Raw genomic sequence first — 18,436 nt, forward strand, 5'->3', positions numbered from 1 at the left:
GTTGTTTTTGCTGTGAGTTCGCCTGCGTAATGTCAAATTTCCAAGGATATTGCGGAGGTTATATATTGCAAATATTCGTCGAATGTTGAAGCTTTGTACTGTAAATTTTAAATTACCCGCAAATTTTATAATAATTATCAGTATATACTGGTCTATTATTCTGTTATATTGGGTGGTACGGAAGCTTGTCTGCGGTATTGGGATGGCTTCTTGAACTATAGCAGATGAAAGCAGTTAGCTTACATAGATGGGCAATTGCTGGCGTTCTGTCCGGAGGAACTCAATGTAATGTCAGTTAAAATTAATTTTCCAACCCCCTCGGCGAGACCCGGAGATATCCCGGATTTTTCAAATTATAAGTTTCCCGACCCAGGAGTTTTGTCAGTACCACCATTGGAGATGACCGCAGAAGAATCTCGAGAGTACGCAAATAGTCTTATTCGTGTTCTTGATAAGGAGGGGAATGCCGTTGGCCCGTGGTCAGATTATCTAGGTGAAGAGGGTCTTGAAGACGCGTTGCTTCAAGGTCTCCGCGATATGCTTCAGATGCGCGCGATAGATGCGCGAATGTTAAACGCCCAAAGGCAAGGTAAAACGACCTTTTATCTGCAATGTACAGGCGAAGAAGCAATTGGTTGTGCATTCCAGAAGCAACTGCACCCAGGTGACATGAATTTTCCTACATACCGGCAACAGTCATTATTGGTTGCCAGTGGTTATCCTTTAAAAAGTCTTTTTGGTCAGTATTATCAAAATGAAAATGACCCATTGAGCGGGCGTCAATTACCTACGCTACATTCAGCTAAAGACTATGGCTTTTTTACTATATCCGGAAACTTAGGTACCCAATACGTTCAAGCTGTTGGGTGGGCTATGGCAGCGGCTCTAACTGGTACTGACAATATCTCTGCAGCTTGGATAGGAGATGGTGCAACTGCCTCAAATGATTATCATTCTGCGATGGTGACGGCTGCGGTCTACAAGCCGCCAGTGATATTGAATGTGGTCAATAACCAATGGGCGATATCTAGTTTTTCAGGAATAGCAGGTGGCTCAGCATCAACTTTTGCGAGCCGTGGGGTAGGTTATGGAATACCGTCTATTCGTGTAGACGGAAATGACTTTCTAGCTGTTATGGCTGCTACAAAATGGGCAACAAAGCGCACGCGTGGTGGGTTTGGGCCAGTTGTAATCGAATGGGTGACTTACCGTGTGGCGGCGCACTCAACCTCAGATGATGCGTCCGCTTACAGACCCAAAGAGGAAGCTGAAGCTTGGCCCTTAGGTGATCCAGTTGAACGCTTAAAACAACATCTCATAAATCGTGGAAAATGGTCCGAAGCGCGGCATAAGCAAGGGGTAGCTGAAATCATGGATGAAGTTATTACCGCTCAAAAAGAAAGTGAAGCATTGGGGACTTTCCTAAATCCCCAATACCTATCTCCGTCAGCGATTTTTGAAGGCGTATATGAAGAAATGCCCGAGCATTTGAAACGTCAGCGTCAAGATATGGGGGCGTAGTGAAAATGGCTCAAATGACTATGATTGAAGCGGTACGATCTGCCATGGATGTTATGCTTGAAAAGGACCCCAAAGTTATCGTTATGGGGGAGGATGTTGGGTATTTTGGTGGTGTTTTTCGTTGCACAGCCGGATTACAAAAAAAATACGGTATCGAACGCGTATTCGATACGCCTATAAATGAAAGCGCTATTGTTGGGATGGGAGTTGGCATGGCCACGCAAGGCATGCGTCCATGCGTCGAAGTCCAATTTGCCGATTATATGTTTCCTGCTTATGATCAGATCACTCAGGAGGCTGCACGTATTCGTCATCGCTCCGCTGGTCAATTTACTTGCCCAATGGTTATTCGTATGCCGACCGGAGGTGGTATTTTTGGTGGACAGACGCATAGTCAAAGTCCAGAAGCACTCTTTACTCATGTCGCGGGTTTGAAAGTTGTACAACCTTCATCACCTCTTGATGCCAAAGGGCTTCTGATTGCAGCTATAGAAGATCCAGATCCCGTTATATTTCTTGAACCCAAACGAATTTATAACGGTCCTTTTGATGGCCATCACGACACTAAATCTGTTGGTTGGGCGGGGCATCCTTTAGGTGAGGTTCCAGAAGGTTATTATAAAACCCCATTAGCCAAAGCTTCAGTTTACCGTGAAGGTGAAGCGATAACGATCCTAGCCTATGGCACAATGGTGTATGTCGCCGAAGCTGCGGTTAAAGAGGCTGAAGTTGATGCGGAAATTATTGATTTACGCACTTTGTTGCCACTTGATTTAGAAACAATCGTGGCATCTGTGCAGAAGACGCGGCACTGCATGATTCTTCATGAAGGAACCCGAACATCTGGTTTTGGTGCCGAGCTTATCGCTGAAGTTCAGGAAGCCTGTTTCTACCATCTTGAAGCACCTATCAAGCGCGTAACTGGTTGGGATGCGCCTTACCCGCATGCGCAAGAATGGGATTATTTCCCAGGTCCTAAACGCGTCATCCGAGCAATTAAAGAAACTTTGGAGGCTTAAAATGAAAAATATAGCAATTAAACTTCCAGATGTTGGTGAAGGTGTCACTGAAGTTGAAATCGTAGAATGGCATGTAAAAGTTGGTGACGAAGTACGCGAAGATGATGTGTTGGCCGCTGTGCTTACCGATAAAGCAACTGTTGAAATTCCATCATTGTGTAGCGGTAAGATTGTTTGGCTTGCGACGGATGTAGGCGATGTACTGGCGGTTGGATCTGAACTTGTACATATTGAAACAAGTGATGATGTTAAAATTGAAGAAGCAAAAGAAACAGTAGCCAAACTTCAACCGGACAACGCTTCAAAAGAAGTCGATGTTTCCGAACAAAAGTTAGCACCTTCAACATCTCATAAACCTACTTCCAACCTAAGTGCACCTAGAAAAGAAGGGGAGGCACCATTAGCCTCTCCAGCAGTCCGGCATCGAGCGCTTCAAGGCGGAATTGATTTGCGTCAAGTGGTTGGTTCAGGCCCTGCTGGACGTATTACACATGAAGACCTCAACCGAGTGTATGCGAACCCAGTTGCGCAATCTAACGCTGGTGTGGGAAATGCAATGGTTGAGCAAGCGGGGCAAACTGACATTAAGATCACAGGATTGCGCAAAAAAATCTCAGAAAAGATGGCGCTCGCCAATGCTCGTATCCCTCACATTACAATTGTAGAGGAGGTTGATGTCACTTCAATTGAAGACTTGCGAGCAAAATTAAATGATGATCGAGGCGACAAACCAAAATTGACGGTTTTACCGTTCATAACGGCGGCTATTGTTAAAGCTATTCAAAAACAGCCAGAAATGAATGCTCATTATTATGACGATGAAGGCTTTGTGCGACGTTATGAGGGTGTTCATGCCGGTATTGCCACAATGACTGAGAATGGGCTGGTTGTGCCAGTCCTGCGCCATGCTGAAGCAAAATCTGTATGGGATATCGCCTCTGAATTAGTTCGGTTATCTGCTTCGGCAAGGGATGGTACGGCAAAGCGTGAAGAATTAATTGGTTCCACGATTACAATAACATCTCTTGGTCCATTAGGTGCGATTGCGACAACACCCATCATAAACCACCCCGAAGTTGCTATCGTTGGTGTAAACAAAATTGTTGTACGCCCACATTGGGATGGTGCTGAGTTTGTACCTCGTAAAATGATGAATATCTCATCCAGCTTTGATCACCGAATTATCGACGGCTGGGATGCGGCTGTTTTTGTACAACGCATTAAAACACTCTTGGAAACACCCGCACTAATTTTTATGGGGAACTAAGCCATGATTTCAAAAAAATGTAAGTTGCTAATCATTGGTGCAGGTCCTGGTGGTTATGTTTGTGCAATCCGAGCCGGACAGCTTGGGGTTGATACAATTATTGTCGAAGAATCTCATTTGGGCGGCACTTGTTTGAATGTTGGATGTATCCCTTCAAAAGCGATTATTCATGCTTCAAATGAATTTGAAAAAGCAAGGGAGAATGCCAAAGATAATCCTTTGGGCATTCGTGCTGATGCGCCAGAAATTGATTTTTCAAAAACAATTGATTGGAAAAATGGAATTGTAGATCGACTGACCCAAGGTGTTGCAGGACTTTTAAAAAAGGCGAAAGTCCAACACGTAAATGGGCGCGCAAATTTTATTGATGGAAAAACAGTAGATGTCACTACTGCGGGCGGCATTGTCCGCATATCTACTGAAAATGTTGTGATTGCTACAGGTTCTAAATCAATTGAATTACCCTCATTACCCTTTGGCGGTAAGATTTGCAGCTCCACTGAAGCATTAGAACTTCGCAAACCTCCCAAAAAGCTCATAATTATTGGAGGTGGATATATCGGCCTTGAGCTAGGAATGGCTTATGCAAAATTGGGGTCTAAAGTCACTATTGTCGAAGCCAGCGCAAATATACTGTCTATGTATGATGACGATCTTAGAAAACCTGTTGAGAAGCGTATGAAGGAGCTTGGTATAACGCTTCATTGTGAGGCCCAAGCACAAACTATGTCAGAAGATGGAAAAGCCTTGTTGGTATCCATAAAAGACAAAGAAGTTCGTATTCCGACAGATAAAGTATTCGTAACGGTAGGACGCAAACCCAATTTAACTGAGTTTGGCTTAGAAAAATTATCTCTTGTTATGAATGGTTCATTTTTAAAAATAAGCAATAAGTGCCTTACATCCATGCGAGATGTATACGCTATTGGCGATGTAACTGGTGAACCAATGTTAGCGCACCGCGCTATGGCGCAAGGTGAAATGGTTGCGGAAATAGTTTCAGGTAGCAAACGCGTTTGGGATAAGAGATGCATTCCTGCTGTTTGTTTTACTGATCCCGAAATCGTATCTGTTGGTATGAGTGCTACGGATGTAGTAAAAAATGGTATCGAAGTCGTAACGGGTAAATTTCCCTTCAGCGCATCAGGGCGGGCTATGTCTACTGAACGTGAAGATGGTTTTGTAACTGTGATTGCACGTAAGGATAATCATGAAGTTCTGGGTATTCAAGGGGTAGGTGCAGAGATTTCAGAGCTGTCAGGGGCTTTCACGCTCGCAATTGAGATGGCATCCACGTTGGAAGATTTGTCTATGGTTATACAGGCCCATCCGACACGTGCAGAAGCACTACAAGAATCTGCATTCAGTGCATTAGGGCGCTCATTGCACATGTAAGCCAATGAAAATCACTCTGTCATAACAAATTTCTGATATGGAAGAGTGATTGATTATTGTGAAAACTAGCGGCACTAATCTGAAACAAAAATAGTGCGAGGCTGGACATTATGAGAAGTGAACCCATTGGTGGTGGTGCAAAGAAGGTGCTCTACACTTTAGAGACTGTTCGGCGCATCGGTGTGGGTAAAGCGACCAAAGCACTTACCTCCAAAAACACATGTAAAGCATGCGCTTTTGGAATGGGTGGTCAATTGGGCGGAATGACCAATGAAGCGGGCGAATTTCCTTCTGTTTGCAATAAGAGTGTTCAAGCGCAGTCGACAGATATCCAACCAGCAATTCCAGATGAAATTTTTGAACACCCGATCTCTGAATTAAGAGAGCTACAGCCCAAAGATATTGAACGTTTAGGGCGCTTAAATACCCCCATATACAAAGCTAAAAGTGACCGGAAATACCGACCCATTGCATGGAATGAAGCAATCGCCCTTGCAGCTGACCGATTTAAAGCAACCGATCCCAAAAAGACTTTCTTTTATTCTTCTGGTCGATCATCCAATGAGGCGGCGTTTGTTTTTCAGCTATTAGCTCGGTTTTATGGGACAAATAATGTCAATAATTGCTCTTATTATTGCCATCAGGCAACAGGAGTTGGATTAGGGTCAACCATAGGAACTGGAACTGCTACTGTTGAGTTTGCAGACCTAAAACTTGCAGACACCATTTTTGTGATAGGTGCCAACCCTTCGTCTAACCATCCGCGTTTTATTCATCAATTAAAAGCTTGCCGAGAGCGCGGCGGGCAAGTCATCGTGATAAATCCAGCAAAAGAACCTGGACTCGTAAAATTTGCTGTTCCTAAGAGTCCAAAATCTTTGCTTTCTGGTGGTTCAGAAATCGCATCCGAGTATCTGCAACCAAATATTGGCCAAGACATCTGGCTATTCAAAGGAATAGCCAAAGGGGTGCTGGAAATTAATGCCCAGAATGAAAGTTTCATAGAGAAATACACTTCCGGATTTTCGAATTTCTATGAAGATATCGTATCGGTATCATGGAATGATATCGAGCTGAGAACAGGCGTTTCAAAATCAGATATAATCCGCATTTCGAAAACATACGCTTCCTCGGAGAATACGGTGTTTTCTTGGGGGATGGGGATGACCCATCATCTGCACGGGTCTGATAATGTTGAATATATCGCCAATCTTGCCTTACTAAGAGGAATGATCGGCAGAAGAGGCGCAGGCCTGCTGCCGCTTAGAGGGCATTCAAATGTTCAAGGAGTTGGCACTATCGGTGTTAAACCTGTTCTTGCTGAAGATGTCATTGCAAAAATAGAGGATTATTTTGGTATAATACTTCCAGACGAAACTGGCATGGATACTATGGCTTGTATGAAAGCCGCAGCATCAGGAGAGATTGATGCTGCCGTTCTAATGGGTGGAAATTTATATGCCGCAAACCCAAATTCTTCTTGGTCTGAAAGTTCCCTCAACTCAATTGGATTTAAATTATGTTTGACCACCACATTGAATCAAAGCCACTTAATTGGCGTTGAAGACAGCGAGATGCTCATACTGCCAGTAACGGCACGAGACGAGGAATGGGAACCAACTACACAGGAGTCCATGTTTAATTACGTCCGAATGAGCGATGGAGGTATAAATAGGCTAGATAATGTAAGACCTGAGACAGTTATTCTAGCTGATCTTGCTGAAAAATTACTACCGGATTTGCCGGTGAATTTCCAAATTTTCAAAAAACATAATTCTGTTCGTGCCGCTATCGCTGAAATTGTTCCGGGAATGGAGAACCTTAAGGATATTGATGAGGCGAAGCGAGAGTTTCATATTTCAAATCGTCTACTTCATGAACCCGTTTTTAACAAACCTGATGGATTGGCGCAATTTGTCGTTAATTCTCAAAATCCACCATTAAAGAAAACAGGGTGTTTCACTCTATCCACTATTCGTAGTGAGGGACAATTTAACTCTATTATCTATGAAGAAAAAGATTCATATCGAGGAACCGACTCTCGTTGGTCCGTACTGATGAATAAGGAAGATATTGTTGAACTCGGCGCGCAAAATGGTGCGAAGGTAAATCTAAGAAGCTCTGAAGGTGAGATGCTGTCAGTGAGTGTTGTTGAATTTAACATTCCTAGAGGCAATGTTATGGCCTATTATCCAGAAGCAAATATTTTAACGTCGACAAATGTTGACCCTAGAAGCAAGACACCAGCCTTTAAGTCCGTTTCAGTGGAAATCTATGTAAACTAATCTAGATCGGCGGAAAAGCGATTTAAAGCAGTAATATGTATCATAGGGATGTTGGGTAAATGACCATCATAAATTTCAGATTTTAGAAACTCGAGTTCTGCTTCTTTATCTTTGGCTGCAATGTCAGCGTACCATGATTTAGGTTTTCCATTCTCACCACTTTCCCAACGATATCCTCTGTTTTTTAGAATGTCTTTTTTAGCAAAATTGGTGTTAGTTGCCCAAATACGCCATCTTTCTTCACGAGCACTCGTTAGAAGGTGAGCCATAGCTCTGTCACCAGATGTTTTTAGCCGCTGTGCAAGCAATTTAATCGTCGCCCAACAGTCAATATCAGCCCGGTGAGCTTTATAATAGAAACCGTGCTCCATAGCTAGAAATGAGAGTTTTGGAGATTCGTAACCTTCCTCTTTCCAGTCAATATCGACCAGAGAACATGCCCAAGGTTTTGCTTTGAAAGCAGGTGTTAAACGTTCAGCAAAAGGGCGATCAAAAGCAGCATTGTGTGCGATTATAAGGTCAGATTCTTTGATCAATTGTTCGACAGCAGGAATATCTATTTTTTGACCTGCTACCATTTCATTTGTGATACCGGTAAGCTTGGTGATTTCTTCAGAAATAGGTGATTTTGGTTGTTGAAATTGATCTAGCGCCTTTCCAAAAGTCACCAGTTTTCCTTCGGTAGAATATTCGAAAGGAACGAGTGCAATTTCAATAAGTTCAGCCTCGCGATAATCTAGACCGGTAGTTTCTGTATCAATCAACAGGCCTCGCTTGAAAGGGGCACCAATAAAATTCATAGGAAGTGGTGGGACGAGTCTTTTCAATACGCGATAGTCACCTGATTGCTCAAGTTCATTCGCTAAATCACGCAAGTTTGCGTTGCCTGACATAAATTTGACCTCGAATTATAAAGTCCGAACAACAATAAGGACGTATACTAGAGGGATTCGGTCAACAGAAGAAAAGATAGTATCCGTGCGCGCCGTCTGTATCTATTAAAAAGATTTATCCAGCTTAAGAGATAATGCCTCGTTAGCCTGGTACAGAGAATTATTCTTAACGTCATAAAACTTATACAGAAGCACTTTATGCAGTGGCTTCATGAGCAATAATTCACCTAAATACCGTAGCATTTTTATCTCGGATATTCATCTGGGATCGGAAGGTTGTCAGGCTGAGGCGCTGTGTGAATTTCTAAAGTCAAACACATGTGAAAAATTATATCTGGTTGGAGATATTATTGACGGTTGGCGCCTACGAAAAAAATGGTTTTGGCCGCAGTCACACACCAATGTCATTCGGCGGATATTGACCGCGTCTAAGAGAGATACAGAAGTCGTCTACATCGTTGGAAACCATGATGAATTTCTTCGAGCCTTTCTTGGTTTTGGCATGAGCTTTGGTCACATCGATGTGAAAAATAGAATTACCCATCAAGGCGTTGACGGTAAAAAATACCTTGTGGTTCATGGTGATATGTTTGATGGGATGATGCGGTCTGATAGAAAATGGATAATGTTTCTAGGGGACAATGCTTATAACTTCATGCTGGCAATGAATACGAAACTCAATCAGGTGCGCCGCCACTTTGGTTTGCCATATTGGTCGCTGTCTAACGAATTGAAAAAGCGAACAAAAAAAGCTCTAAACTATATCCATAGCTTTGAAGGACATGTCGCAGATTATTGCAAACGCAAAGGGTTTGACGGCGCTATTTGCGGGCATATTCATGTCGCTGAAATGCGAGAAATTGACGGCATTGCATACATGAATGATGGCGATTGGGTGGAAAGCTGTACTGCGCTAGTTGAGCATTTTGACGGTCGCTGGGAGCTGGTAGAACAAAAACCGGAATTTATGCGAAATGATCTCAAGAAGACAGAAAGTCTTTCGCCGCAGCCCTTAAAAGAGGTGGCGGGCTAGGGTATTTTGGGATGATTTAGATACAAATTTGTTTCTATATATTGGTGTTTTTGTTCCACGTCTCTGCGCTTTTATTGTGGATTGACTGCCGAAACACTGTGCATATTTGGTGATTAAGGATTTCGACAAATCGAATCTAACTTTCAATGAGCCATCTCGTATCATTTTGTGAGCGTGATATTGGGAAAATCAAGCGTCAATGAAAACAAGCGGAGTGGGTCAGTCACTCCATCGAGCAAGATCTGTTGTATCTCTATTTGTCGGTTCTATCCAACGGCGACCAAAAGCACCTTCTTCTCGTTTCCAAAACACAGCTTCGGATTTAAGCCGGTCCATAATGTAATCCGCAGCCTGAAACGCTTCACGTCTGTGGTCGCTTGAAACAGCGACAAAAACAATTGTTTCATTGGGGGCTATGCTGCCGTGTCGGTGGACAACTTGGCAATGTTTGACATCAAATCGCTCGTTTGCACTGTGAGTGATCTTCTGCATAGATTTAAGTGTCATGCTTGGGTGGGCTTGTAAAACAAGAAAGTCGAGCGGTTCGCCTTGCTTTGTCGTCGGCCTGGCAATTCCTTTAAAGCTGACTACAGCTCCGCAGTCTTGAGTGCGCTCCCAAAGTTCAAGCTCTTCAGCTTGGCAATCAATAGAATTTGACGTCAACTTTACAACATTACTCATAGATTAGCCGCCTGAAAAAGGGCTAAGGAATGCAATTGTGTCGATCGGTTTCACCATATCCGTCTCCGCAACTAATTCATCATTCACTGATACACGTATAGTAAGGTCATTTAACTCAGGACATTCATGAATGGTGCTTAATTGTGAGCGTAATTGACCTACATTTAAAGAGCTATCTGAAAATTTGTATGTAATCTGACTGCCTATGACATCTGATATTTTTCCAAAAAATAATATAGTCGTCATTCGTCTTCCTATGCTCTGATTAAAGATATTAACATACGCTTGGGGTGCTATTGTCAGTGTCTGTCGATTTCGTCGAGATGTATATTTGCTACATTTCTCTGTAAAAAACAAAAATGTTTATCTGATCTCGCTAAATCACCAATTAGCTTGGTGTCTAATTGAAGTAATGTCTTGTAATACATCAAAAACAAGCGTTATAATATAACATCTAAATTCTGTTGATTGTAGGTTTATGGCATCTGTGTTCCGATTTTGGGTAATGCTGGTAACTGTGTTTGTCTTTGTGCAAACGGCAGGTGTCGCGCATGAGGCAAAATACGGGGACCACTCACACAGTCATGATGGCGTGCTCTGTGATATCGGGACTTATTCATCTCAAGAAATAGTGATCGATCCACCTGTCGCTGTAGTTCACAAGGTAAAAACAGTACTTCAAATAAACGCGCCGATAACAACAGAGAATTTGTCCTGGCTCTGGCCACCTGAACGCGCGCCGCCGGCGCGAGGGCCGCCCCAATCTATTCTGACCTAATTGCGTTTTGCCAATTGATGGCAAAGTTGTTTGTCAAAATAGAGAATATCACAAAATGAATTTAAGAATGAAAAGACCATTATGGGCTGCTATGCTCATGGTGTCGGTATGCCCGCACGCTTTGGCTCAAGAGGACACCTCAAGACAAGAAGTAATAATTGTATCCGGCCCTGGACCAAGCAGAGCAGCAAGTGAGCTGATTGGCAATGCAACATCGCTTGATCGTGCAGACTTGATTGAAAATCTGTCAGGAACTTTAGGCGACACACTTGATTCCCAGCCGGGTGTTTCAACATCGTTCTTTGGCGCTGGAGCGAGCAGACCAATACTACGTGGTCTAGGAGCAGAACGCGTTCTTGTTCTGACAAACGGGATAGGTACAATTGATGTATCAGCGTCCTCACCAGACCATCAGGTTGCATCTGACGGTATAGATGCGGAACGTATAGAAATTTTAAGAGGACCAGCGGCGCTCGCTTATGGTGGGCAGGCTATTGGTGGCGTCGTAAACGTTATTGATGGGTTGATTGCCGAAGAAATTCCAGAAAAGAAATTCAACGCAGAAGCCTTCTCTGCGTATAACAGCGCGAATAACGGATCTGAATTTGCTGCCAACACAAAATTCGTAGCTGGTAATTTTGTTTTTGCTCTTTCTGCATCTCAACGTGATTTTGAAGATTACGATATTCCGGGGTTTGCTGAATCTGAGCGTTTGCGTGCGAGTGAAACTGAAGAGGATCATGATCACGAGGACGAAGATCATGACGACCACGAAGAAGAAGGACATGATGCGCACGAGGAAGAAATATACGGCTCTTTAGAAAATTCCTTTCTCGAAACGAATACTATTTCGGGGGGCGTTAGTTGGGTTGGGTCCAATGCGTTTTTCGGAGTCGCTGTACGCAACCAAACTTCAACATACGGTATACCTGGCCACTCTCATGATCATGAAGAACATGACGATGAAGACCATGAAGACGAAGATCACGATGAACATGAAGAAGAGGGACATGACGAGCACGAAGAAGAGCTTCCATTCATCGATTTAGAACAAACACGCATAGACATCCGCACAGGCCTTAATTTGGGGACCACAGGTCTAACCAAAATTCTATTTACTGCCTCTCATTCTGATTATGAGCATACCGAGTTTGAAGCTCCAGGCGAAATAGGTTCAGTGTTTGAGAATGAAGGTACAGAAGCACGGTTAGAGATTGATCATTCAATCAACGGGATTGAAGGTGCTTTTGGACTTCAATTCTCAGAAAAAGATTTGGTGTCTCTTGGAGAAGAAGCATTTATCACGCCAACAAGTCACCAAAACATCGGTGCCTTTTTATATGAAACCAAAGACTGGGAAAACGGTTTTGGAATTGAGGGTGGTGCTCGGTATGAGAAGACCCAAATTGAAAACAATATTCAAGGCGAACGTGAATTCGATCTCTACAACTTTTCCGTTGGAACGCATAAGCATTGGGAAAACGGTTGGTTTGTAGGTGGGCAATTGGGCTATTCCGAGCGTGCACCAAATGAGAATGAGCTTTATGCCTACGGCCCACACGTCGCGACAAGTCAGTTTGAAATTGGTGATTCAAGCCTAGACAAAGAAAGCGCTATCAATATTGAAGGAGCGCTGCGTTGGGAAAATGATGCGACACGTATTGGTTTAAATGTCTTTGTAAACCAGTTCGATCAATTCATATATCTTGCGCCTCAAGAAACATTAGTTGATGGTGTATTCGTTGATGAAATTGACGAATTCCCTGTTTATAGTTTCACGCAAGAAGACGCTGAATTTACTGGTGGTGAAATCTATATCGAACATTTCCAAAATAGCGGCTTATTCAACGCAGACTGGGAATTAAAATCCAGCCTTGAATATGTGAACGCAGAATTGGATAGCGGTGAAAGCCTTCCATTTATGCCGCCACTCACTTTGAATGCTTCTGCAGATGCCAACTGGAATGCCTTTAATGTTGGTTTAGATGTTGTTGTGGCGGATAGCCAGACTGATTCAGGTGCGGGATATCTAGACACTGATGGATACACGTCGCTTAACTTTAAAAGCAGCATAGATCTCGCCCAATTGGGTGTTTCATTACAAAATGCTGAGATATTCTTGGATGTTCAGAACATAACTGACGAAGAAATCAGACATTCAACATCTGTTCTTAAAGACATTGTACCAGATATGGGTCGTAATTTCCGCTTTGGATTTAGAATGGTTCTCTAAATTATAACTTCAATCGGGATACCCATTTAAGCAGGGTATCCCGATTTTAGATTACTTTACATCGCAAGCAAGGATGCGTTTCCGCCTGCTGCTGTCGTATTGATTGTTGTCGTGCGCTCAACGACAAAACGATAAACATCGTCATGCGCAGATAGACATGGCAGGATTGGGCCCGCTTTTTTACAGAAGTAACTTGCGACTGAGTTTTGATTTTTACCATCAATAACAGCCCCTTGAATATCCTGTTTCAGATAATTAGGCAGAGAATTTATAGAGGCTAAAGTCATGAGATGCTCAGGTAGTCCTGAATATGTCATACTATCTAATAAAGCCGCCAATTGTGTTTTTTGTAGATCATCCACACAAACTATGACTGCATTTCCGCTTCCTAAAGCTTTTAGGATTTGCAGCTCTGTTATTTCCACATGATCAGAAGAACACACGAGCACCCCGCGTGGATGTAATGACAGCTCATTTGTTTCACCTGTGGGACCGGGAAGTCGAACTAATGGCAAATGAGACATTGATTCAACATCTAGATAGGTGTGCTGGTCTTCGGTGAATTGAGTCATAAACGCTTCGGCTTCAGAAATACTCCAATTTGATAGAGCAATCTGCGCATTGGTAAGCGCCAATTTATCAATATCGGCTCCATCTTCAGGCAATTCATGTGTGAAGGTTTCAGAGTTTGTATAGTCGTTGAACTGATTATGCTTTGAAAGCCTGTAGAGGTAGTGTGGGCCACCTGCTTTAGGGCCAGTTCCTGACAGTCCTTCTCCACCAAATGGTTGAACACCCACAACAGCACCGATCTGATTGCGATTGATGTATAGGTTTCCCACTTTAGCGGTGTTTCGAACTTCATCCACTCGCGCATCTATACGCGTATGCAAGCCCATTGTCAGACCATATCCCAGTGCATTTATCTGATTTACGGTCGCGGATAATTTATCTGACGCAAACCTAACAACATGAAGAATTGGTCCAAATTGTTCTTCCTCTAGTTCAGATAAGGCGTTTATCTCAAAAGCTATTGGTGGGACAAAATACCCATCAAGATCTTCGGGCACAGGTGTTTGCGCAATAACTTTCCAACGCTTTTTTCCCTCATTAGAATATGAGGTTAGTTTGTTTTTTGCGTTTTGATCTATGACTGGACCAACATCCGTTGATAGATATGCAGGCTCTCCGACATTTAGAAGAGCCATTGCTCCGGCCAACATTTTTATAAAGTCATCGGCAATGCTGTCCTGAACACATACGATTCTACAGGCGGAACAGCGCTGACCAGCGCTTTGGAAAGAAGATGCAACAACATCAGCCACACATTGTTCAAGTAGTGCTGTTGAATCAATAATCATCGCATTCAGACCACCAGTTTCGGCGATAAGCGGCGTGAGTGGACGGTTAGTAACTGCCAAAGTCTGAGAAATTCTTTTGGCAGTCTGGGTGGAGCCTGTAAAACAAATACCATGGATTTCTTCAGACGCGACGAGAGCAGATCCTATAGTTGACCCTTCACCAATGATAAGGTGTAGCGAGTCGTGAGGGATGCCAGCATCATAAAGTAGGTCTATTGCTTCACTTGCGATTATTGGCGTTGTTTCGGCCGGCTTGGCTATGACATTATTTCCAACCGATAAAGCCGCAGTAATTTGCCCCAAAAATATAGCAAGAGGGAAATTCCACGGAGAAATACAAAGCACATTTCCTAAAGGGGAACGTAAATGCATATTTGGTGTCAGTGCTTCACCGGCGTAATATCGGCAAAAGTCGACCGCTTCACGTACTTCGGCAATGGCATCTGGTAAAGTTTTACCAGCTTCCTGAACACATAAGGAAAAGAAAGCATCTGCACGTTGCTCAAGAAGTTTTGCGGCCTTTAATAGACATTGACTACGTTGTTCAGGTGTAAACTGCGTACTCCAAGTCGATTGGTGACATGCAGCAAAAGCTTGTTGCAAGGTCTCTTTATCGGCAAAGTGAGCATTAGATATTGGTTTGCTTGCATGTGTTGGAGAGATGACTGGTTTCAGTGTTCCTTCAACCTTTTTACCTGCAATAATAGAATAAACATCTTCTGGCACATAGCGTTTTGTTGTGGCCATAAGCTGTGATGCTGTTTGGTATTGCGTGAAGTCCCAACCTTTCGCTGCCAAGCGGTCGTAACCGAGATGATCCAAAGGCAAAGGGATTTTGGGGTTCATTTCTGGAATGTTTTTTGTCACTAAACTTTCCGGCGAAACAGCCAGTGAAGATGCAGGTGTTTTCGGGTCTAATACCTTGTATACAAATGAGCTGTTTGCTCCGTTTTCAAGCAATCGTCTCACAAGATAAGGTAGAAGATCTTTGTATTTTCCAACAGGTGCATATATGCGGCTTTTAACGCCAGCTTCTTTCATCAAAATAGCATGCAATTCTGGTCCCATACCGTAAAGGCGTTGGAATTCGTAGTTTCTACTCTTGCCGGCAAGTTCGATAATAGCTGCGGCTGTTTGAGCGTTGTGTGTGGCAAATTGAGGATAGATACAGTCATTTGCTTTGAATAATTGTTGTGCACACGCCAGATAGGAAAGATCCGTGTTTTCTTTGCGGGTAAACACAGGATAATCGGCAAGCCCTAGTTCTTGAGCGCGTTTAACTTCCATATCCCAATAAGCGCCTTTGACTAAGCGAATTGAAATACACCTGTTTGCTGCTCTAGCAGTATTTACCAGCCATTCTATCGTTTTTTGCGATCGTTTTTGATAAGCCTGAACAACCACAGCCAAACCGTCCCATCCATGCAGTGCCGGGTTGTTCAATAGGCCATGTACGACCTCTAAAGAGACTTCTAGACGTTCAGTTTCTTCCGCATCAATCGTCAAACCAAAACCGGCTTGCTTTGCAATGAGCGCTATTTCTCCAACGCTTTCAACTAGCTTGGGAACACACTCTTGGCGTTGCACTGACTCATAGCGTGGGTGTAAGGCAGACAGCTTTACTGACAATCCAGGCGCTTCTTTATAAGATGGGTATTTTTTTGCCGTTTTTGCGATAGTATTGGCGGCATTTAGATAGTTTTTGAAATAGTGATCAGCATCTGCCTGTGTGTGTGCAGCTTCTCCCAACATATCGTAGGAAAAACTAAAGCCTTTTTTCTCATACATGGCGGACTTTTTGAGCGCTAATCCAATTGTTTTACCAAGCACAAAATGATCACTCATCATGTTCATTGCATATTGGACAGCGCGCAATAAAACCCTGTCACCTAATTTTGAGACAAGGTTATTTGCATTTACACCACCAGACGCTTTGATCCATGCTGAAGACAAACGTAACCCTGAAGTCGCACTATTTACTAACCAAGAAGACGAATTGCCGGCGTGTGACTTCCAATCACCTGCTATTAATTTGTCTCTTAGAAGCGATGTTTTATTATCAAAGTCTGGTGTGCGAATAAGCGATTCCGCTAATCTCATTAGCGTTACACCTTCAGTAGAGGATAAACCAAACTCCTGAAGGAATTGATCAAATAGCGCGCCATCTCCAGCATCTTCGCGACTTGATTCTACAAGTTGTATCGTGCGTTGCTTGATGTTGCTCTTTTGATCAGCAGTAACATCAATCTGGGCTAAAAGAAATTGCACGACCTCAGTTTCTGAGGCCGCATAAAGGGAAGAAAATTCCCCAAGAAAACTATCGTCAAAAACATGAGTATTGGGTTTTGAACGAGAAACTTGTGTGTATGTGGTATCCATAGTCGACCTCTGAGAGATGCATTTTGCAACGAAAAATAATCTCATATTTTGAAAAGGAATAGGGACCTATATTTAGCAATATGCATTCCTTTTGTTTTGCTATTTATAAAAAAACATTACATATGGGCTTTGATATTGATAGGAGATAAAATGATTGACCGGAAAGACAGAGACATTTTGCGAGTTATACAGACAAAAGGTCGAATACCTATTGTTGAGCTTGCCGCAGCTGTTAATTTAACAAAGAGTCCTTGTCTTCAGCGACTTCGCCGGTTGGAAAAAAATGGCGTAATACGTGGATATCGCGCAGATATAGATCCTAAAAAAGTTCAAAAGGGATATTTGGTTTATGTGCAGGTAAAGCTAGAAAGCACGCGTAGAACCGCGCTGGAAGGTTTCAATCTTGCGGTGAAGAATATACCCGAAGTGCTGGCATGTCATATGCTGTCGGGTGGATATGACTATCTGATGAAAATTCGGACATCAGACATGGACGCATTTAGAGAATTGCTGGGCGGTGTCATCGCTGAGCTACCAAACGTAAACCAAACCGATAGTTATCCTGTCATGGAAGAAATTATTGATACATCTGTGATACAAATCCCTGAAAGTGATTTTCAATAGGGGTTGAATGTATTGACCCATAAGGGACTGTCCATCTTCGCATCCCGCAATTCACAGCATAATGCGTATGCAGATTTCATTGTATATGTTTGGTTCAGCTTGAGTGTTGTCTGAGCCTCAAAACGGGATGCAAAATTCAACAACTCAGGTTTTGCTTTCCCAAATCCACCAAAGTGATAATTGTAATCAATCGTCCAGTTTCCAGAATTTTCACAATTGGAGGCTCTTAGCAGGTTTTCAACTCGACTTTTTAGGCTGTAATCTGATTTTAACGCTGAAACACCTATAACTTTGGTTTCAGCACCTAAACCAGCAACAATTCCAGCCAATGTTCCGCCAAGGCCAACAGGTACAAAAGCGTGAGAAAATTGGCTCTTGAACGGCGCAAAAACATTGGCGATATGCCTCACGGCAAGTGGTGATGTTGCACCTTCAGATATCAGGTGAAATGGTCCATGCTTGGAGTGTAGGCTATCTAAAAATGCTTGATCTTCACGGTGTTTATATTCCTCTGGTGACAGAAGAATAAGCTTACAACCTCTTTGGATAATCGTCTCAGCTAGAGGCTTATGCATTCCATTTGGACTTTCCCGCATAAACACAATTGAATGTAGCCGTAGAAGTCTAGATGCAGCTGAAAAAGCTCTTAAATGATTTGAATGGCTGCCGCCAAAAGTCGCAACGGGAATGTGGGATTGGGTTGTGGTCAGGTATTCTTGTAGGTTTGGAGCTAATTTGAATATTTTGTTGCCTGATAGGTATCTACCTAAAAGGTCGCTGCGATATGCTGAAAAATAAACAGGGGAGGCATCATCCAAGTACTGGAACTTATGTTCAGTAACAATCGCTTGTCGCTCTAGCATAAGCTTGGTCAGGTGCAATTGCTTATCTAGAATAGTCGCATTCATTCAATTATGTCTCACAGAACATCTAAACACACCCAATGCATATCGATAAGTTATATCAA

At 42.9% G+C, this 18,436-nt stretch carries 14 protein-coding genes; 9 read left to right on the forward strand and 5 right to left on the reverse strand.

Going from position 1 to position 18,436, the window contains the following annotated elements; genetic code table 11:
* Window positions 1-288 precede the first annotated feature (288 nt).
* The 5 genes from HBAL_RS08085 (at window position 289) to HBAL_RS08105 (ending at window position 7,487) form a co-directional block, all read left to right on the forward strand.
* Entirely contained in the window at window positions 289-1,521 is a 1,233-nt protein-coding gene (locus HBAL_RS08085; protein ID WP_015827452.1) for a thiamine pyrophosphate-dependent enzyme, read from the forward strand.
* 5 nt (window positions 1,522-1,526) lie between these two features.
* Window positions 1,527-2,540 carry an alpha-ketoacid dehydrogenase subunit beta gene (locus HBAL_RS08090; protein WP_015827453.1) on the forward strand — a complete coding sequence of 338 codons (1,014 nt, stop codon included), beginning with the start codon at window positions 1,527-1,529 and terminating at the stop codon, window positions 2,538-2,540.
* A gap of 1 nt (window position 2,541) precedes the next feature.
* Window positions 2,542-3,807: a dihydrolipoamide acetyltransferase family protein gene (locus HBAL_RS08095; protein WP_015827454.1), complete on the forward strand. Its 1,266-nt coding sequence runs from the start codon at window positions 2,542-2,544 to the stop codon at window positions 3,805-3,807.
* 3 nt (window positions 3,808-3,810) lie between these two features.
* Window positions 3,811-5,202: a dihydrolipoyl dehydrogenase gene (gene lpdA / locus HBAL_RS08100; RefSeq protein ID WP_015827455.1), complete on the forward strand. Its 1,392-nt coding sequence runs from the start codon at window positions 3,811-3,813 to the stop codon at window positions 5,200-5,202.
* A 110-nt stretch (window positions 5,203-5,312) separates the two neighbouring features.
* A complete protein-coding gene (locus tag HBAL_RS08105) occupies window positions 5,313-7,487 on the forward strand; it encodes an FdhF/YdeP family oxidoreductase (RefSeq protein ID WP_015827456.1) in 2,175 nt (724 codons plus the stop codon).
* Here the strand turns inward: HBAL_RS08105 and HBAL_RS08110 are convergent.
* Window positions 7,484-8,380, reverse strand: a complete 897-nt coding sequence (locus tag HBAL_RS08110) for a 3'-5' exonuclease (RefSeq protein WP_015827457.1) — start codon at window positions 8,378-8,380, stop codon at window positions 7,484-7,486. The two genes, HBAL_RS08105 and HBAL_RS08110, sit on opposite strands and share 4 nt — an antisense overlap.
* A gap of 211 nt (window positions 8,381-8,591) precedes the next feature.
* Here HBAL_RS08110 and HBAL_RS08115 point away from each other — a divergent pair, with 211 nt between their 5' ends.
* A complete protein-coding gene (locus tag HBAL_RS08115; RefSeq protein WP_015827458.1) occupies window positions 8,592-9,413 on the forward strand; it encodes a UDP-2,3-diacylglucosamine diphosphatase in 822 nt (273 codons plus the stop codon).
* Between the two features lie 219 nt (window positions 9,414-9,632).
* Here HBAL_RS08115 and HBAL_RS08120 read toward each other — a convergent pair whose 3' ends face one another.
* Entirely contained in the window at window positions 9,633-10,094 is a 462-nt protein-coding gene (locus HBAL_RS08120) for a molybdenum cofactor biosynthesis protein MoaE (protein WP_015827459.1), read from the reverse strand.
* A 3-nt stretch (window positions 10,095-10,097) separates the two neighbouring features.
* Window positions 10,098-10,340: a MoaD/ThiS family protein gene (locus HBAL_RS08125; RefSeq protein ID WP_015827460.1), complete on the reverse strand. Its 243-nt coding sequence runs from the start codon at window positions 10,338-10,340 to the stop codon at window positions 10,098-10,100.
* Window positions 10,341-10,572: 232 nt separating this feature from the next.
* On the opposite strand from HBAL_RS08125, the gene HBAL_RS08130 reads away from it, so the two are divergent.
* A complete protein-coding gene (locus HBAL_RS08130) occupies window positions 10,573-10,872 on the forward strand; it encodes a hypothetical protein (protein ID WP_015827461.1) in 300 nt (99 codons plus the stop codon).
* A gap of 67 nt (window positions 10,873-10,939) precedes the next feature.
* Window positions 10,940-13,105 (forward strand): TonB-dependent receptor, encoded by a 2,166-nt coding sequence (locus HBAL_RS08135; protein WP_149037386.1) that lies wholly within the window; start codon window positions 10,940-10,942, stop codon window positions 13,103-13,105.
* Window positions 13,106-13,161: 56 nt separating this feature from the next.
* On the opposite strand, the gene putA is transcribed toward HBAL_RS08135, so the two are convergent.
* Window positions 13,162-16,845: a bifunctional proline dehydrogenase/L-glutamate gamma-semialdehyde dehydrogenase PutA gene (putA, locus tag HBAL_RS08140; RefSeq protein WP_015827463.1), complete on the reverse strand. Its 3,684-nt coding sequence runs from the start codon at window positions 16,843-16,845 to the stop codon at window positions 13,162-13,164.
* 150 nt (window positions 16,846-16,995) lie between these two features.
* On the opposite strand from putA, the gene HBAL_RS08145 reads away from it, so the two are divergent.
* Complete coding sequence (locus HBAL_RS08145) at window positions 16,996-17,469, forward strand: Lrp/AsnC family transcriptional regulator (RefSeq protein WP_015827464.1); 474 nt, start codon at window positions 16,996-16,998, stop codon at window positions 17,467-17,469.
* On the opposite strand, the gene HBAL_RS08150 is transcribed toward HBAL_RS08145, so the two are convergent.
* Window positions 17,463-18,377 carry a 1-aminocyclopropane-1-carboxylate deaminase/D-cysteine desulfhydrase gene (locus HBAL_RS08150; RefSeq protein WP_015827465.1) on the reverse strand — a complete coding sequence of 305 codons (915 nt, stop codon included), beginning with the start codon at window positions 18,375-18,377 and terminating at the stop codon, window positions 17,463-17,465. The genes HBAL_RS08145 and HBAL_RS08150 overlap by 7 nt on opposite strands.
* Between the last annotated feature and the right edge of the window lie 59 nt (window positions 18,378-18,436).

Origin of the sequence: Hirschia baltica ATCC 49814, from assembly GCF_000023785.1 — a bacterium.
GTDB classification, from domain to species: domain Bacteria; phylum Pseudomonadota; class Alphaproteobacteria; order Caulobacterales; family Hyphomonadaceae; genus Hirschia; species Hirschia baltica.

Excerpts from the sequence above, each read along its gene's own strand:
- HBAL_RS08085 (WP_015827452.1), top strand. The coding sequence starts at position 289 with ATGTCAGTTAAAATTAATTTTCCAACCCCCTCGGCGAGACCCGGAGAT.
- HBAL_RS08090 (WP_015827453.1), top strand. The coding sequence starts at position 1,527 with ATGGCTCAAATGACTATGATTGAAGCGGTACGATCTGCCATGGATGTT.
- HBAL_RS08095 (WP_015827454.1), top strand. The coding sequence starts at position 2,542 with ATGAAAAATATAGCAATTAAACTTCCAGATGTTGGTGAAGGTGTCACT.
- lpdA (WP_015827455.1), top strand. The coding sequence starts at position 3,811 with ATGATTTCAAAAAAATGTAAGTTGCTAATCATTGGTGCAGGTCCTGGT.
- HBAL_RS08105 (WP_015827456.1), top strand. The coding sequence starts at position 5,313 with ATGAGAAGTGAACCCATTGGTGGTGGTGCAAAGAAGGTGCTCTACACT.
- HBAL_RS08110 (WP_015827457.1), bottom strand. The coding sequence starts at position 8,380 with ATGTCAGGCAACGCAAACTTGCGTGATTTAGCGAATGAACTTGAGCAA.
- HBAL_RS08115 (WP_015827458.1), top strand. The coding sequence starts at position 8,592 with ATGAGCAATAATTCACCTAAATACCGTAGCATTTTTATCTCGGATATT.
- HBAL_RS08120 (WP_015827459.1), bottom strand. The coding sequence starts at position 10,094 with ATGAGTAATGTTGTAAAGTTGACGTCAAATTCTATTGATTGCCAAGCT.
- HBAL_RS08125 (WP_015827460.1), bottom strand. The coding sequence starts at position 10,340 with ATGACGACTATATTATTTTTTGGAAAAATATCAGATGTCATAGGCAGT.
- HBAL_RS08130 (WP_015827461.1), top strand. The coding sequence starts at position 10,573 with ATGGCATCTGTGTTCCGATTTTGGGTAATGCTGGTAACTGTGTTTGTC.
- HBAL_RS08135 (WP_149037386.1), top strand. The coding sequence starts at position 10,940 with ATGAAAAGACCATTATGGGCTGCTATGCTCATGGTGTCGGTATGCCCG.
- putA (WP_015827463.1), bottom strand. The coding sequence starts at position 16,845 with ATGGATACCACATACACACAAGTTTCTCGTTCAAAACCCAATACTCAT.
- HBAL_RS08145 (WP_015827464.1), top strand. The coding sequence starts at position 16,996 with ATGATTGACCGGAAAGACAGAGACATTTTGCGAGTTATACAGACAAAA.
- HBAL_RS08150 (WP_015827465.1), bottom strand. The coding sequence starts at position 18,377 with ATGAATGCGACTATTCTAGATAAGCAATTGCACCTGACCAAGCTTATG.